This is a genomic window from Bordetella sp. N, from assembly GCF_001433395.1.
In the GTDB taxonomy this organism is placed as follows: Bacteria; Pseudomonadota; Gammaproteobacteria; order Burkholderiales; family Burkholderiaceae_B; genus Bordetella_C.
The window spans coordinates 2,149,689-2,165,789 of the sequence record NZ_CP013111.1 but is presented as its reverse complement, the minus strand read 5'-3'; the positions used below and the strand labels follow the sequence as shown (position 1 = coordinate 2,165,789).

The window sequence follows — 16,101 nt, the reverse complement described above, 5'->3', positions numbered from 1 at the left end:
CCGCGAAGCAATGCTGCCCGCCTGATACTCGCCCTGGCTTTGGCTGGGGCGGCTTCAGCCCCGTCAGCCACGTCGACCAGCGTGCCGGCGCCTGCGTCCAAGGAGTGCTCCTTGCAGCGGATCCCCGATTACGAAGTCCTCTCCATGGCGTATCCGTCCCGCGCGGTGACGCTGGTCACCGACGGCCGGGATGTCTATCTGGCGTCGCTCGCAAACGATCCTCCCGCCATACGCAATCTACGTCTGCTGCTGGCGCTGGGCGAGTCCCTGGCCGATGGTTCGAAAGACGGCATGCACCAGTACTTCAGCACTCAGGCGGGTGCGCTCGCGCCGGAGGTGCTGCAAGCCCTGCGCGCCGCCGGCATGACGACGGAGGCCCAGGCGATAGAACAGGGCATGGCAGCTTTCGGTTCCAGCTATCCGACCGACGACCGCAAGCGGGACGGATTCCTGGCCCAGAGCTTTCTGCGCATCCAGGAAGGCATCGCCCCGGACTTCGACAAGCCGCCTACGGCCACGGACAATCTACTGCGCCGGATCGGTACGCCATTGGCGGACAAGACGGGCTATATGGCCGGCGTCGTCGACTACATGCGGCGCGATCCGCAGCGGGCGGCATTGATGGAGCAGGCGCGCGAGCACCTGACGAACGAACAGCGCCTGGGCTATCTGGAAGGGTGCCTGCTGCAGGGTAGCCCATCGGGTTTCGGCGATGAAGCGACGATACGCAAAGGCATCGAGGCCATGCCGCAAGCCTTGCGCACGGTCTTGGTGATGGCCGTCTTCAGCGGCGAGCTGTTCAACGGCGGCATGCACCAGTTTTTCTCCAATTCCAGCGGTGCGTGGGCGCCGTATGTCGTTCAGGCCATGCGCGATATCGGCATGCCGCAAGCCGCGACGACGGTGGAGAAGGGCATGGCGATGTTTCCCCATCCTTACCCGATATCCACGGATGACAGGCGCCGGCTTGCCTTCCATCATGAATGGAACAGCTGGGACGACGAGCTGGATGGTTTGACCGGAGACGTCGATGGCCAGGATTTCGAGGCCGCCGTGGCGGTTTACGCAGCGGCGCGAGGAATCCTGCCGAGGTAAATTCCAACACAGGCGCGGCGCGCTGCACGTTCCTTCATGGACCACGAGTTCACCGGCCCTGAGTGACCCTTCGCGTTTGCAGGAAGCGGACGTTTCCTGGCGCAACTAGCTACACGTATTGGCCTCATACAATAATTAGCTGAACGCGCCTGTGGTGAAGCAGCCCTCGCACCGACATTTTCCTCTATCCCGACATACGATGCTCAAAACAAGCCCAGAAGTACTGATTTCGCGCCTGGCACTTCAACCGCATCCGGAAGGAGGGCACTTCAGGGAGACCTATCGTAGCCAGGAACGTATCAAGCGCTCGCACGGCGATTCGACACGTTCGGCCGCTACAGCCATCTATTACCTGCTTCGCGGAAAGGAAAGGTCGACATGGCACCGAATCAAATCGGATGAAATGTGGCACTTCTACGATGGCGCACCCTTGCATGTGTATGTCCTCCTGCCGGAGGGAGAGATGAAGGTGCTTCGTCTCGGCAATCCCTTGGAACACAACGGAGCGGATTTTCAAGCGCTGGTTCCTGCTGGTGCCTGGTTCGCCGCGGAGTGCTCGGTGGCAGATGGCTACAGCCTGGTCGGATGCACCGTCGCTCCTGGCTTTGAGTTTGAAGAGTTCGAGATCGCACAGGCCGCCGTTCTTCTGAGGGATTGGCCACGGCATAGAGAGCTGATTGAACGCTTGGCATAATATGCCGACAGACTCAAACTGGCCGCCACGCCGCAGTGCCGGGCCATGGCGACAGCCCAAACGCAACCTAGGAGCATCGACATGAAGCTATCTAAACGCGCGTTATTGGCAGGATTGGCGCTTTCCGCGCTGTCGGCAGTGGCCCCCGCGGCCATGGCGCATCACGGTTGGTCATGGGCGGAATCCGAACAGATGACCTTGAAAGGCACCGTCGAGCAGGTGCAGGTCGTGCCTCCGCACCCGACGCTGAGGGTGCGAGCCAATGACGGTGTCTGGGTGGTCGAACTGGGCAATCCCACCCAGACGAAGGAAGCGGGGTTCGTTGAGGATTCCGCCAAGCCGGGCGACGCCATCACCGCCATAGGCAACCGTGACCAGGACGCCGGCAACAAGCGCATGAAGGCTGTCCAGATCATGGTGGGCGGCAAGACCTACGACATCTATCCCAGCCGCATCAAGAAACCCTGAATCCCACGGCCTTCAGCCATGCCCGAACTGCTTCGGCTGGCCCTGGAACAGCTTACGGCCCTGCCACCAGCGCTGTGGCTGCGACGGTCCGGAACGCTCTATCTTTTGATCAACGCCGCCCATATCGGCGCCATCGGTCTGTTGATCGGTTCGATCGTTCCGCTGGACCTGCGGCTGCTCGGCGTCCTCAAGCCCACCTCCTTGGCGCTCCTGGCGCCTGTGCTGGCGCGCACGGCCGCGGTTGGCCTTGCGCTCGCCATACTGACTGGCGCCACCCTGTTCACCGTACGGGCGCAGGAATACCCGCTGAATCCGGCGTTCGTGGTGAAGATGGGCTTGTTGGCCGCAGGCGCCATCAACGCCTGGCTGGTGCGCCGTGGCGGGGCATGGGGACAAGTACTACAGGGAGGCCGCCCATCCAGCGCGCTGCGTTGCCAGGCCGGCGTCTCGCTGCTGCTATGGATCGGCTGCCTGGTAGCGGGCAGATGGATCGGGTTCCTGTAGCCTGCCGTTCGCCTGAACTGGCCGGTCAGGGGAGGGTGGCGAACTTGTTGTCGAAATTCACGATAGATGGAATGCTTGTGTGATCGCCAAGCCCATCACAATAGGGCGACATGTGCGGATCGAGGCCGGCGTAACAATCATCGGAGGCTTAAGCTGCGATGAATCCGGTTTCGTCTTCTTCTGATCGGCGGGGAACGGATAAATCACCACGCCGCCTCAGCCTGAGCAAGGATAAATCGCGGCCGCCCCTCATGTGAGGTCGATATCGACGCAGGCATCGGGGCCACCGGGGCCCGCCTTGAGGAAGTCTTGCCAATGCTGCAATAGCGGCAGCAACTGCCGGGTTGGCGCCTTCTCTGCGCGTACAGGATCGTCCATACCAAAGGCAATCCCTTGTTCGCCGGTAAATTCGATCGCAAAGTATTCGCGCGCCCACACCTGAGTGTCCGGCGCGCCGGCCAGGGCGGCCTGTGCCAGACGTTTACCCTCTTCGATCCAGGCAATGGCGCGGTCAACGCCCAGCCCGCCGTCATCTTCCAGCGTGTGCGCCAGCACGCTCACGTCTTGCGCGTTGGGAGCGTCTGATTCGCAGCAAGCGCGGTAGGTGCCCGGTGGGGACGCTACCCATGAGAAAGTCAGTTTCATGCTTGTCGTCGAAGTTGAGGATGGATCGAATGCGGTGGGTGTCGTTGGATTGCGGCTGCGACGGCGGCGCTGGTCAATTTATGCCGGTCGTCGTTCAGCACTTGTCTCCCTACGTCTGCTCGTCGTGGATCCTGGAGGCCATTATCGCGCCCTGGGCGTACCTCACACAGCGGGAGGCTGACACCCTCCGCGCCGCGTATCGCCGTAAGGCGATGGCACTGCATCCTGATCGCGATGCGCTGGACACGACCACCGTGCAGCTCCAACTTGATCCTCGGTATCGACCTTTCCCATGCAGTACCTGCCAAAGCCGCGCTCGCGAACGCACGCTCGTGGCTTATGACAAAGTATTGCAATCATGGATGGCGGGGGCGGCAAGAGGGAGGAGCGCTCTGCCATTGAAAGGAATTTGACGGCACCATCTGTTGCCATTTCTACGACGATTGAATGTCGCGTTGTTTCGTCCCAAGTGACTGATAAATAGTAGAAATATTACATCTAAGTGTCCCTTAGTCCAGCCTCGCCGCGGGGCTTATTGTTTGTATCTACGAAGGAACAATTCGCAAATTTAAGAATTATCGGTGACATAAAGATACGAAGTATGGATAAACTAAGTAGCTGTAGGACATATATGTACACATAAAAAGCTAAGCAAATGTCACAGCGGCGTACCCGAGCAGATCGTTTTCGAGCATTCCTTTGTTCCTCCAGAGCGATCCTGTTCGCAGCCAGCGCCGTTGCGACGGCGGCCCACGGTCAGGCCGCAAGACCGGACCTTGCCACTGGCGCTGAGATCCAGCGCCGCCAGGACCAGGAGGCCGGTGCTCAGCGTGAACGCGCCACGCAACGCCCCGACGTCTTCAACGCGCCACCCGTTCCGCCGTCGTCATCCACGCTCCAATTTCCGGAAGAACATCCGTGTTTCGCGATCCGCGCCGTGACTTGGCAGGACACCGCCCCGCCGGCGTGGCTGCATGACTTGGCGCAACAGGCGCTTGACCACTGCATAGGCGGGCAGGGTCTTCAAGTCCTGCAGAAGGCCTTGCAGGCGGGACTGATCGATCGAGGCCAAGTCACGTCCCGGGTGTTGGTGCCAGAGCAATCCCTGGCGACTGGCACGCTTCTATTGCGCTACATCCCTGGCACGATCGGGGCGATCAAGAGTGATGGCATGCCGGGCTGGTGGCGGATGGCATTGCCTGCGGGGTCGGGCAGCACCCTGGACCAACGGGATCTGGACCAGGCCCTGGAGAACATCCGCCGTCTGCCTGGTCAGGCAGATGCGAAGATAGATCTTGTACCGGGCGCGGCCCTCGGTGAGTCCGATCTTGTCCTGCATCCTGGGACTGGAAAACGTTGGCATGCCTATTTGGGCGGGGACAACGCGGGTCTCGACTCGACGGGAAAGAATCAGGTCAACGCCTCGCTGGTCCTGGATTCCCCGCTGTTCCTATACGACCAACTGTCCGTCGCCTGGAACAGCAACGCACACATCCACGACCGCGACTCGGGCGCCCGATCGTCGTCCATCAGCTACAGCATTCCCTTCGGTTACTGGACCTTGTTCGCCAACGCCAGCAAGTCGACGTATCGGCAGACCGTGGCAGGGTTCGACGAACCCATTGTTTATCAAGGCACCAGCAAGCAGATCGACGGTGGCGTGAGCGTCGTTCCCTATCGTGGGACGGACTACAAGGGCAGCTTCAGCGCCAAGATGTTCCGCAAGTGGTCCAACAACACCATCGATGACTTCGACATCGACGTGCAACACCGCGATGTGGTGGGCTACGAACTGAATGTCGGTCACCGCCAGTACGTCGGTAACTCGACCTTGGACGGCAACTTCGGTGTGCGTACCACGCTGCCAGGAATGTCGAACGCACCTGGCGTGGTGATCGGCGATCCCGACTGGAACGGCCGCAGCACGGTACTGCTGGCGAGCTTGGGCGCTTCCGTGCCGTTTGAATTGGCTGGCCAGAAGATGGCCTATCAAACCAGTTGGCAATGGCAGCACGCCAAGACGCCGCTGGTTCCCACCGACTATTTCACCATCGGCAACCGTTACGCGGTACGCGGGTTTGACGGCCAGATGACCTTGTCCGCGGAGAGCGGCTGGTCGCTACGCAACGAACTCGCCCTGGCCTTGGGTGACAGCGGGCAGCAGCTCTACACGGGCGTGGATGCAGGACGGGTCAGCGGACCCGCCGCACAGTATTTGGCGGGCCAGACCTTGGTCGGCCTGGTCGCCGGTGTGCGCGGGCGCTTGTCAGTGCCCTACGTGGTCGCGAGCTATGACCTTTCCGCCGGATGGCCGCTGAAGAAGCCCGACCAGTTGAAGACAGATTCTCCCACCATCGCCTTTTCCCTGACGCTCGAATTCTGATCGGATCCACCATGCTCTCGCTGCGCACCGCGATCGTCTTACTTGTTGTATTCACCCAGGTCTGGACGCCCGTTTTGGCGCAGACCTTGCCGATCTCCGTGGACAAGAACGTGGCTGGACAGCGGCCGGTGGTAGGTGTGGCGGGCAACGGCGTGCCGATCGTCAACATCGCGCCGCCTTCAGCTAGCGGCGTATCCAACAATCGCTACACACAATTCAACGTCGGCCCGTCGGGCGTGGTCCTGAATAACAGCGGCGCCGGCAGTCAGAGCCAGCTGGCGGGCGCCATCGGCGGCAATCCCATGTTGGGAAATGGCCGCGCGACCACGATCCTGAATCAGGTCACAGGGAACAATCCTTCGCAGTTGCGGGGCTTCATGGAGGTGGCCGGCAACCGCGCCAATGTGATCGTCGCCAACCCGGCTGGTATCACTTGCGATGGATGCGGATTCCTGAATGCCAATCGCGGCACATTGACGACGGGTTTGCCCATTTTGGGACCGGACGGCAGCGTGCAGGGCTTCGATGTCACCCGTGGTCGGATCACGGTGGAAGGCGGTGGCCTCTATGGCGACAACCTGGATCAGGTGGACCTGATCGCACGCACCCTGACGCTGAACGCGTCGGTATGGGCCAATCGACTGAGTGTCGTTGCCGGACCGGCTACCGTCAGCTACGGGGATGGCAGCGTGCAGGCCCGAGCGGGCGATGATGCGGCCCCTGCGGTTTCGCTCGATATGGCTGCATTGGGCGGCATGTATGCGAACAGCATCCGGCTGATCGGCACGGAGGCGGGGGTCGGCGTCAACATTGGCGGCAATCTCACGGCGCTGACGGGTGATCTGGAGGTCACCGTCGCGGGCGACGTGCGGATTCTTCCTGCCGGCAAGGCGCAGGCGGCGGGCAATCTGCGGCTGGATAGCGCAGGCGCGCTTGCCGTCGACGGTATTGCCACGGCAGGCGGTGGCATCACCTTGAGTGCCGCGGGCAATATCACGACGAGCAACGCGGTCAGTGCCAACGGCGATCTGCGCATGACCGCAGGGGGCGCGATGGCGCTTGGCGGCACCGTTGGTACGGGCGGGAGTGCTACGTTCACGTCGGCGGGGGACCTCGTGACGAGCAACGCGATCACTGCCAACGGCAACCTGCAAATGGACGCCGGGCGGGCGCTGGCGATCGGCGGCAAAGTCGCCGCGGGCGGCGACATTGTCTTACGCGCAGTGAGCGATGTGTCGGTCAGCAATGCGGTCGGTGCGGTTGGCGGCATGGTCCTGAGCACGGGCGGGAGCTTGTTGCAAAGCGGGGCGGGCGGTCTGCAGGCGAATGCAGGTTTGACCGTGACGACAGGTGGGGCCTTGACCCTGGCCGGGACGACTTCCTCAGAAGGTGGGATCACGCTCACGTCTGGTGGCGCGACTGCCATCAACGGCTTGGTTTCCGCAGGACAAGGGTTGGGAATCGTCGCGGGCGGCAATCTGTCGCAAGGTAGCGGCGGCCGTATCGAAGCCAATGGCTCGATCACGGGTTCCGCAGGATCTGGGATGACGCTGGCGGGGACCACGGTTGCGCAGGGTGGGATCACGCTGCAATCCATCACTGCCATGGCCATAGATGGCCAGATGACCGCCGGTCAGGCGTTGATGCTCGACGCAGGCGGCAATCTGACGCAGGGGACCAGCGGCAAGGTGCAGGCCGACGGACGGTTCACCGGATTGTCGGGCGGCGCGATTACCCTGGCGGGGTCGTCGGCCGCCCTGGGCGAGCTGGCGCTGACCTCCCGTAATGGCATGACGATAAACGGCCAGCTCGCCACCGGCCGCGATGCCACGCTCACGGCGGGCGGCGACCTGCTTACGGGATCGGCATCCAATATCCAGGCGGACGGAAAGATCTACGCGGACGCTGCCGGCAATGCCACGATCCGCGGTTTGCTGGGGACAACGGGGGCTGGCGGTGCAAACGGTCAGAGCGGCCTGCTGACGGTCAAGGCCGCGCAGGATATGACGGTCACCGGCACGGTCTCCAGCGCCGCGCCGTTGAGCGTCACGGTCGGCCGCAATCTGTCCGTGGCTGGCACCTTGTTGGCGACGGGCGGTGGACTGTCGATCTCCAGCGGCCTGGATACGACGATCGGCGCGGCGGGTCGCGCACAGTCGACGGGCGATCTTTCGCTGCAATCGGGAGGCAAGTTCTCCGCCGGCGGCATCGTTTCTTCCAATACTGCCGTTCAAATCAATGCCGATGGGGACGCCCGCATCGATGGGATCTTGGCCGCGCTGGGCGGAAGCCTCTCCCTGAACGGCAAGAGTGATCTGACGGTCGGTAGCGCAGGTCGGGTTCAAGCGGCGACGACCATGACGGCGCAGGCCGGACGGGATCTGGTGCTAGCTGGCTCCCTGTCTTCCGTACAGACCCTGACCCTGGATGCGGTTCGAGACGTAAGGATAGATGGGATCGCGGCCACCGATGCTGGCCTGAGCGTGACTGGACGGGATATCACCCTTGGCGGCACGGCCGTAGCCCAGGCAGCGTCTGGCTTGGCCATGCAGGCCGCGGGAATGTTGGCTTCAGCGGGCAAAATCGTCTCTGATGGGATGGTCAGCCTGCGGTCGGCCGGCGACCTCGCCTTGTCGGGCACGACTGCGTCCACGGCTGGCGATTTAAAAGTGGCATCAACTAGTGGCGACGTGACGTTCGGCGCCGCAGCCAAGGCACAGGCGGCTGGTCTGCTCGACGTCATGGCGGCGCGGGACCTGAATGTTCTGGGAACCACGTCTTCGAATGGCGCGATCCAGCTGTCAGCGACGCGCGACCTGACCTTGGGCGGCATCACTGCCGCGCTGGGTGGCGATTTGCGGGTGGATAGCGGCGCGGCGACCAACGTCGCCGCGGACGGTCGGGCGCAATCGGCAGGCGAATTAGTCCTGAATGCCGGGACGGTTTTGAGCAATCGAGGACTGCTCTCGGCGGGGACGGACGCAACCCTGTTCGGTGCCAACGGGCTGACGAATTTCGGCACTATCGTCGCCGCGCAGGATTTGAAGGTTTCCACGCCGGGGGCGTTAAGCAATTCCGGCAGCCTGCTGGCGGGGTTGAACGATCAGGGACAGGTTGCGCTACCCGGGAGCTTGATGCTATCGGGCGGCACCCTGACCAATAGCGGCCTGGCGGCGGCGGGCAAGGATCTGACACTCGACGCTTCTACCTTGACGCTCAACGGAGGAACGATCTCGGCCAACCAGGCCCTGAGCGCCGTCACTCTGGGCGACATCGCGGCACGGGGTGCCACGCTTTACGGCGGAACGGTCTCCTTGACTGGGTTGAACCTGGACAACAGTGGCGGCAGCTTGTCGTCCAATGGCGACCTGGCACTGACCTTCACCGGCGTCCTGAATAATCAATCCGGCTCCATCACCACCAATGGGGCGTTGCAGGTGGGTAGCGCTCAAATCCTGAATCAGGGCGGCAAGATGCTGGCCCAGGATTTGGGCCTTGATTCCACTGGGGTCATCAACAATACGGGTGGGCTGCTGCAGGGGAGCAACACGCTGACCTTGTCCGCGGGCAGCCTCGTCAATATCGATACGCCTTCCGACGATCCCACGCGGGCACTTGGGATCGTCGGCAAGACGGTTGTCCTGAATGCCGCGAGCATCGACAACACCCGCGGGACGCTCGCGGCGAGCGACGCTTTAACGGTTGGGACGACGCTCCTGCAGAATGCCTCCGGCCTGGTGACGTCGGGTGGGACGGCGGACATCACGGCGGGAACGCTCGCCAACGAAGGCGGCAACGTTGTCGCCGGCACGCGTTTGGGGGTGATCTCCAACGCGCTCACCGGGACCGGGGTCCTGCAATCGCAGGGGGATCTGAGCCTGACGCTGTCCGGCGGCCTGGTCAACACCGGTGTCGTTGCGGCAGGGCGGGATGCGACACTTAGCGTTGCCGGCGACCTGGACAACCGCGGCAAGATTTCGGCCGGCCGAAACCTAACCGTGGGCGCGAATACCCTGACGAATGAAGCCTCGGGGGAGATCGTCTCCAATGGCACGACCACGCTGAATGTCACGAACGCCCTGAACAACGCCGGGCTGATCGATGGCGGCGTGACCCATATCCAGGCAGGCAGCGTACTCAATACGGGACGGATCTATGGCGACACGCTGGCCATCTCCACCGCGTATCTGCGCAATGACGTGGGTGCGGCCGGAGCGGGTGTGATCGCTTCGCGGGGCAACCTGGACCTCGGTATCGGAGTGCTCGATAACCTTGAGCACAGTCTGATCTATGCGGCGGCCGATCTGGGTATCGGCGGCGGGCTCGATGCGCTGTGGCGGGCGACCGGCCAGGCGCAGGCCGTCAATAACGCCTCGGCGACGATAGAGGCGGGCGGTAACGCCGCCATCAATGCCGCGGCCATCAACAACATCAACAACCACTACGCCAGCGAAGTCGTGCAGGTGAGTGCGGGGGACAAGGTCTATTACCGGCTGAACGGCACGACCGATATGCTCGATGGCGCGACTTATTGGCTGTGCGATCAGACGACGGCGATGTGCAGCAAGGACCCGGCATGGCTGGAGGACGACCAGGAGCGGCGTCTGCTGCTGCCTTCATCGACCTATCCTGAATCGCAATATGGGCCGCCGTTTGACTATGCGTTGGGTGGGCATGGAAGCAAAGGTGAGGATGCGCCGGTACGGCAACCCTATATTCCGTCTTGGGAGTCCTGCGCCGGTGGGGACGCGGGTCCTACCTGCTATATGGTCGCGGAGCAATTTCTTTATCCCATAGACGCCAAAATCTGGGATGTATTCGGCGTCGAGCATCCGACACCGCTGCCGCGCGATCCCGCCTTAGGATCGCACTGCGCCACGATCGCCCTATGCGAAGCCGAGCAATCCGAGTACGACCTAGCCCATGCGGCCTACGTCGGGCTCTATGAAACGCTCAATGCGCGTGTTCGCGCCTACAACCAGGATTTCAATAGCCGTCTCGTCAAAGACTTCACGATCTATGAAGTCACGCAGACCGTCACGGAGACCCAGACGACCGCGACGGACCCCGGCAAGATCATCGCTGCGGGCAATGCCACGTTGACGGGGGCCGTCGTCAACGACAAGAGCCAGATCGTTGCAGGTGGCGCGTTAACCGTCACGGGACCCTCGGTCCAAAACATCGGGGCGGTCGGCGAGCGCCGGATCGACGCGGTCGGCAGTGAAATCTACACCTACGAAAAGAACAACGATCGAAAGTACGACACCGTTGCTTATAGCGGCACCCTCAGCACCGAGCCTATCGGCGTTCCCGTTGGCAGCTACGGCGGAGGCGTTGCATCGCCCTCGACCGGCGTCGCCGCGCCCGGTGCCAGTGCGCCGGTCAGCGCAGTGGCACCGATCACGGTCAACAGCGTTCAATTACCCGGAACGGGGATTGTCAGGACGGTCACCCCACCGTCCAGCGTCCCGAATAGTCAGCTCTACACGGTTGTACCTTCCGCAAGTTCGCCGTACCTGGTCACCACCGATAGTCGCTTTACGGGCAGCAAGCCGACGATTTCCAGCGATTATCTGCTCGCCCTGCTCGGCGCAGGGGGCTCTGTTCAAGGGGCAGGATCCGTATCCCGGCCCACGAGTGGTGTTGGCGTAAGCACGACAGGGAGCCCAACGGGCAGTGCGTCTCCTACTCAGGCAGCGATCGGTGCGGTGCAAGTCGGCGCGGCTTCTGCTGGCGGCACGCTTGCCGGCGGGACGACGGTCACGGACTCAGGCACGAATCCTTATCTCCAGGGCACTGACACCCTCAAGCGCCTGGGCGATGGCTTCTATGAGCAAAAGCTGGTCACGGACCAGATCATCGCCGCCACTGGCCAGCGCTTTGTCGGCGATTACACCGACAACGAAACCCAATACAAAGATCTGCTGACCGCTGGCGCCACCTTTGCGCAGCAATACGGCCTTCAGGTCGGCACGCCGCTGAGCGAAGACCAGATGAAGCAGCTGACCACGGACATGGTCTGGCTGGTCGATCAGACGGTCACGCTCGCCGACGGCAGCACGCAAACCGTACTGGTTCCCCAGGTCTATCTGATGGTCCAGGACGGCGACCTGAAGGGCGACGGTACCCTCATGGCCGGTCGGACCACCACATTGACGGTGGACGGTGCCATTAGCAATACCGGCACAATCGCCTCGCGCGATGCGACGGTGATGGTGGCGGACAACATCCTCAACCAGGCCGGTGGCGTCATCCAGGGCAGCATCGTCGATCTGAATGCCAGGCAGGACCTAAGCAATATCGCGGCGCTGATCAAGGGCGATACGGTGGCGTTGCAGGCAGGTCGTGATATCAACCTCACCAGCACTTCGGCTAGCACAAGCGCGAATAGTGGGGCGACTCAAACATGGTCGACCTATGTCAGCGGTGTTTCGACGATCGACGCCGGCAACCTGTTGATCGATGCTGGGAGAGACCTGAACCTGCTCGCCGCTGCGATCGGCATCAAGGAGGACGGTCAGCTGAGCGCGGGCAACGATATCAATCTGCTTACCATCGGTGCGGAGCAGGGCGAATCGGTTGTTTTCAAGAAAAAGAACACCAGCGACGTCAACCGCCAAGCCGATGTCGGGTCCGCGATCTCGGCCGGAGGGGATTTGACCCTGATCGCCGGTCGGGATGTCAACGCGACGGCCGCCACGGTCGACGCTGGCGGGCAGCTAGCGGTGGGGGCGGGGCGCGACATCATTGTGGTCGCCGGTGAGGCCTCTGGGTCTGCGCGCGACGAGCACTATCAGAAATACAAGGGATCCTGGGGCAAGACCACTACCAAGGAGAGCGTGGACAAGAGTGACTGGACCCAGGCGCAAGGATCGACGTTTACCGGCGACTCTGCCGTCTTCGTGGCAGGTCGCGACCTCAATGTCGTCGGGTCCGCGATGGGTACGACGAATGATCTATCCCTGATCGCCGATCGTAACGTCACGATTGTTGCAGCGGAAAACACGTCCAATGACAGCCAGTACCAGCGTGAGAAAACCTCCGGTTGGGGGGCTACAGGCGGCTTAAGTAAAGGCACGAAGGAAAGTACGGACAGCCTGGATGGCACCACCGTATTCCATACGGGTAGCACCGTGGGCAGCGTGCAGGGAGATGTCGTTGTCAGTGCCGGTGAACATCTGCAGGTGATTGGCAGCAATGTTCTGGCCAAACAGGGCGACATCGCACTTGCCGGGCAAGACGTCACGATCGCCAACCTGAACGACACGAATCAGGAAAAGGAATACCACGAAGTCCGAACGAGTGGGTTCAGCATCAATTTCGGTAGCCCGGCCATTGATGCGATCCATACCAGCGAGCGGATGAGCCGTGACGCGTCGACCACCGATAATCCGATTTTGCAGGCACTCGCGTTCACAACGATCGGATTGGCAGCCGCGAATGCCGCGAACACGATGACCCAGGACGGCAACAAGGGTGGTGGATCTGCGACCATCACGCTCGATTTCGGGATGACGAAGAGTACGTCTACGAGCGAGCGGTCATCATCTACCGTATTTGGCTCCACCATTGCCGCTGGCAACGACTTGTCTATCGTCGCGCGTGGTAAAGGGGCGGATTCGGACATCACGGTCCTTGGATCCAGCCTGTCAGCGGGTAATAACGCCATCCTGAAAGCCGATGGAGACATCCTGGTCCGGGCGGCCGCCAACACGGCAAGCCAGAAAACAGACACGACCAGCCTCAACGGCTCGATCGGTGTCGGCGTCATGGTTGGCGTCAGCGGCGATAGCTACGGCGTTGGTTTCATCGTGAAGGGGGGCGCGTCGGCCAGTCTCGGAAACGAAAACGGCAGCAATCTGACGTGGACCAACAGCAGCGTCACCGCGGGCAATATCCTCGCATTGCAATCCGGCGGCGATACGTCGTTTATCGGCGCCACAGGCAAGGCCGATCAGGTGATGGCGTTGGTGGGCGGCGATTTACTGCTGCAGAGTCTGCAGGACAAGAGCACCTACGATTCCAAAAACAAGAATGCTGGCGCGAGCGGCACGTACTGCTACGGCTACTGCACTAGCTCCTACTCATTCAACGTCGGTCTGGGGGCGATCAATAGCGACTGGCAGAGCGTGACGCAGCAGAGCGGGCTGTGGGCGGGCGATGGGGGTTTCCAGATTGCAGTGGGAGGCAATACATCGCTTATTGGAAGTGTTATTGCCGGTAGCGATCAAGCCGTGGCCAAAGGCGTGAACTGGCTCACGACAAACACGCTTTCGACTAGTGACATCAAGAACACGGCCAAGTATGAGGGCTACCAGGTCACGGCAGGTTACGGGACGAGCGGCTCGGATTGGGGTTCTGCATCGATGCCGGCGGCCGCCGTAGCCTTCGGGAAGTCGAACTCGACCACCGACAGTGCGATCAGTGGCGGCGCCATTCAGATCAGGGACGCCGCCGGTCAGGAGGCGCTCACCGGCATGACGATTCGCGAGACCATTGCCTCGTTGAATCGCGACACCTCTGACACGCTTAACAGCCTGAATCCTATTTTTGATAAAGACAAAGTTCAGGCTGGCCTTGATATCGCCATCACGGCTCAGCAGCAGGTAGCTACCTTCCGAAGCAATCTGGCGCGGGCGGCTCAGGATCTCAAAGACGAAATTGCAACGGAAGAAAAGAAAGGTACTGATGCGGATTTAGCCAAAATCAGCAATCTGCAAGGTCAGATAGACGGCTTGAAGGAATGGTTGCCGGGTGGAACCAAGGGTCTGCTGTTAACGAGTTTCGTGGGCGGCATCTCCGGCAACGTCAGCGCGGGCGCCAGCGCGATGCTGGGCGCGGCAGCTGCCAACGTCTTACAAGGCCTGGGCGCGCAAGAAATCAAAAGGATTGCAGACCAGTTAGGCGGTGAGGGATCTCCTGCACACGTAGCGCTACATGCTGTGCTGGGATGCGCGGCGGGGTCCCAGACCGTGGGAGGCTGCGGGGCCGGGGCAGTAGGCGCGTCTGCCAGTGTGGTGTTCAACACGCTAGTGAACAACCTCACGGGCAAGAAACCGGGTGAGGAACTCTCCGAACCTGAGAAACAGGCGCGACTTGCCCTGCTGGACACGCTGCTGGCCGGAGTAGGTGCCGCGCTTTCGCCTTCCGCCATGTCGGAGTTGATGACGGCTGCTCGGACGGAAGGGGAAAACAATCAATTCCTTCCGCTTCAACTCATCCAGCAAGCAGCCGCCGCAGCGGGACTTCCTGGCGCCAGCGCCATTAGCACAAGAAGCGCGACGCAAGCTATGGTGGATCGCTTGCTTGGGCAAGCACAAGCTCAAGAGCAGGGGCAGTCGCAACTTAGTTTAATGGTCGATGTTGTCTCTCTCCTAAGCGAAGCAGTAAACAAGGGACTACTTCAAAATTTTGGCGATACCACGGGTACCAAGACGTCGCCAGACGGAATGCCGATGGGGCAGTCGTGGTACTTCAACACGCCTGGAAAGTCTTCAGACATGTTGACTGAGGTAGCCATTCCCGGGTTGCCCAATTTCGGCCCCCAAGGTGGAACGCTCCTTACGAGTCCTATCGAATGGCAGAATGCGCCGACGCTGATCTATCAAAATAGCGGCGACTTTACCCCATTGACGGAGGGCGGTGGCCTTCAAGTATATGAAGATGCAGGCGGTCATTTGATTGCACGGCACGTTGGTATGTCAGATGCCGACCTCGCCAACCGCCTGCAGACATCGAACGTACCCTCGGCTTCGACCTTTACCGACCGCGCAGCGGCAGAAAGAGCCGTCTCCGCTGCGATAGACTCGAACCGGACTGCAATTCAGAACTATCTCACCGGAAATGCGAACGCTTATTTAGCAATCGAATACACGTCGCCGACGCCTGTCGGAACCAGCCTGAATCGCGGAGATAGTAGTTCGGTACCGGTGGGCAACGTGCGGGTGGTGATTGCGAAAGATCCTACAATGTCCACCGGTTATAGAATCATCACGGGGTACCCTCACCAATGACGAAAAATTTTCAATCGGCAAAGAATACGTTTTCGGCATATCTAAATCAGGACTTTGACTTACTCTTTGGTTCGGCTGATGGTGCAATTCGAGCATTTGTGCAGCAGAGCACTCCGGTCGAGGTGTCGCTCGTGATCGCTGATGTTGAAAGAATTCTGTTGATGAGACTGTCTGAAGATGACTTGCAGAGATTCATCCTGCAGGAGTTGGGGTCTTATTATTACTTTCCCAATGAGTGGGTCTCTGGCGAGGTGTGGTTGCGGCACGTGCTCGACATATTGCGCGAGTGAAGTGATGCT

General features: G+C 61.2%; 8 protein-coding genes. 7 read left to right on the top strand and 1 reads right to left on the bottom strand.

Going from position 1 to position 16,101, the window contains the following annotated elements:
* Window positions 1–111 precede the first annotated feature (111 nt).
* From ASB57_RS09280 to ASB57_RS09265, 4 genes are all read left to right on the top strand, one after another.
* Window positions 112–1,095, top strand: a complete 984-nt coding sequence (locus ASB57_RS09280) for a DUF4375 domain-containing protein (RefSeq protein WP_057651967.1) — start codon at window positions 112–114, stop codon at window positions 1,093–1,095.
* Between the two features lie 199 nt (window positions 1,096–1,294).
* Window positions 1,295–1,789 (top strand): cupin domain-containing protein, encoded by a 495-nt coding sequence (locus ASB57_RS09275; protein ID WP_057651966.1) that lies wholly within the window; start codon window positions 1,295–1,297, stop codon window positions 1,787–1,789.
* An 81-nt stretch (window positions 1,790–1,870) separates the two neighbouring features.
* A complete protein-coding gene (locus ASB57_RS09270) occupies window positions 1,871–2,257 on the top strand; it encodes a DUF6152 family protein (RefSeq protein ID WP_082621488.1) in 387 nt (128 codons plus the stop codon).
* Window positions 2,258–2,275: 18 nt separating this feature from the next.
* Complete coding sequence (locus tag ASB57_RS09265) at window positions 2,276–2,761, top strand: DUF6644 family protein (protein ID WP_057651964.1); 486 nt, start codon at window positions 2,276–2,278, stop codon at window positions 2,759–2,761.
* A gap of 249 nt (window positions 2,762–3,010) precedes the next feature.
* Here ASB57_RS09265 and ASB57_RS09260 read toward each other — a convergent pair whose 3' ends face one another.
* Complete coding sequence (locus ASB57_RS09260; protein ID WP_156414108.1) at window positions 3,011–3,406, bottom strand: hypothetical protein; 396 nt, start codon at window positions 3,404–3,406, stop codon at window positions 3,011–3,013.
* Between the two features lie 937 nt (window positions 3,407–4,343).
* Here ASB57_RS09260 and ASB57_RS09250 point away from each other — a divergent pair.
* From ASB57_RS09250 to ASB57_RS09240, 3 genes are read left to right on the top strand one after another with little or no spacing between them, the layout of a single operon-like run.
* Window positions 4,344–5,789, top strand: a complete 1,446-nt coding sequence (locus tag ASB57_RS09250) for a ShlB/FhaC/HecB family hemolysin secretion/activation protein (RefSeq protein WP_231755378.1) — start codon at window positions 4,344–4,346, stop codon at window positions 5,787–5,789.
* A gap of 11 nt (window positions 5,790–5,800) precedes the next feature.
* Window positions 5,801–15,802, top strand: a complete 10,002-nt coding sequence (locus tag ASB57_RS09245) for a hemagglutinin repeat-containing protein (protein ID WP_057651960.1) — start codon at window positions 5,801–5,803, stop codon at window positions 15,800–15,802.
* Complete coding sequence (locus tag ASB57_RS09240) at window positions 15,799–16,092, top strand: contact-dependent growth inhibition system immunity protein (protein ID WP_156414107.1); 294 nt, start codon at window positions 15,799–15,801, stop codon at window positions 16,090–16,092. Before ASB57_RS09245 ends, ASB57_RS09240 begins: the two co-directional genes overlap by 4 nt.
* Window positions 16,093–16,101 lie beyond the last annotated feature (9 nt).

Excerpts from the sequence above, each read along its gene's own strand:
- ASB57_RS09275 (WP_057651966.1), top strand. The coding sequence starts at position 1,295 with ATGCTCAAAACAAGCCCAGAAGTACTGATTTCGCGCCTGGCACTTCAA.
- ASB57_RS09270 (WP_082621488.1), top strand. The coding sequence starts at position 1,871 with ATGAAGCTATCTAAACGCGCGTTATTGGCAGGATTGGCGCTTTCCGCG.
- ASB57_RS09265 (WP_057651964.1), top strand. The coding sequence starts at position 2,276 with ATGCCCGAACTGCTTCGGCTGGCCCTGGAACAGCTTACGGCCCTGCCA.
- ASB57_RS09260 (WP_156414108.1), bottom strand. The coding sequence starts at position 3,406 with ATGAAACTGACTTTCTCATGGGTAGCGTCCCCACCGGGCACCTACCGC.
- ASB57_RS09245 (WP_057651960.1), top strand. The coding sequence starts at position 5,801 with ATGCTCTCGCTGCGCACCGCGATCGTCTTACTTGTTGTATTCACCCAG.
- ASB57_RS09240 (WP_156414107.1), top strand. The coding sequence starts at position 15,799 with ATGACGAAAAATTTTCAATCGGCAAAGAATACGTTTTCGGCATATCTA.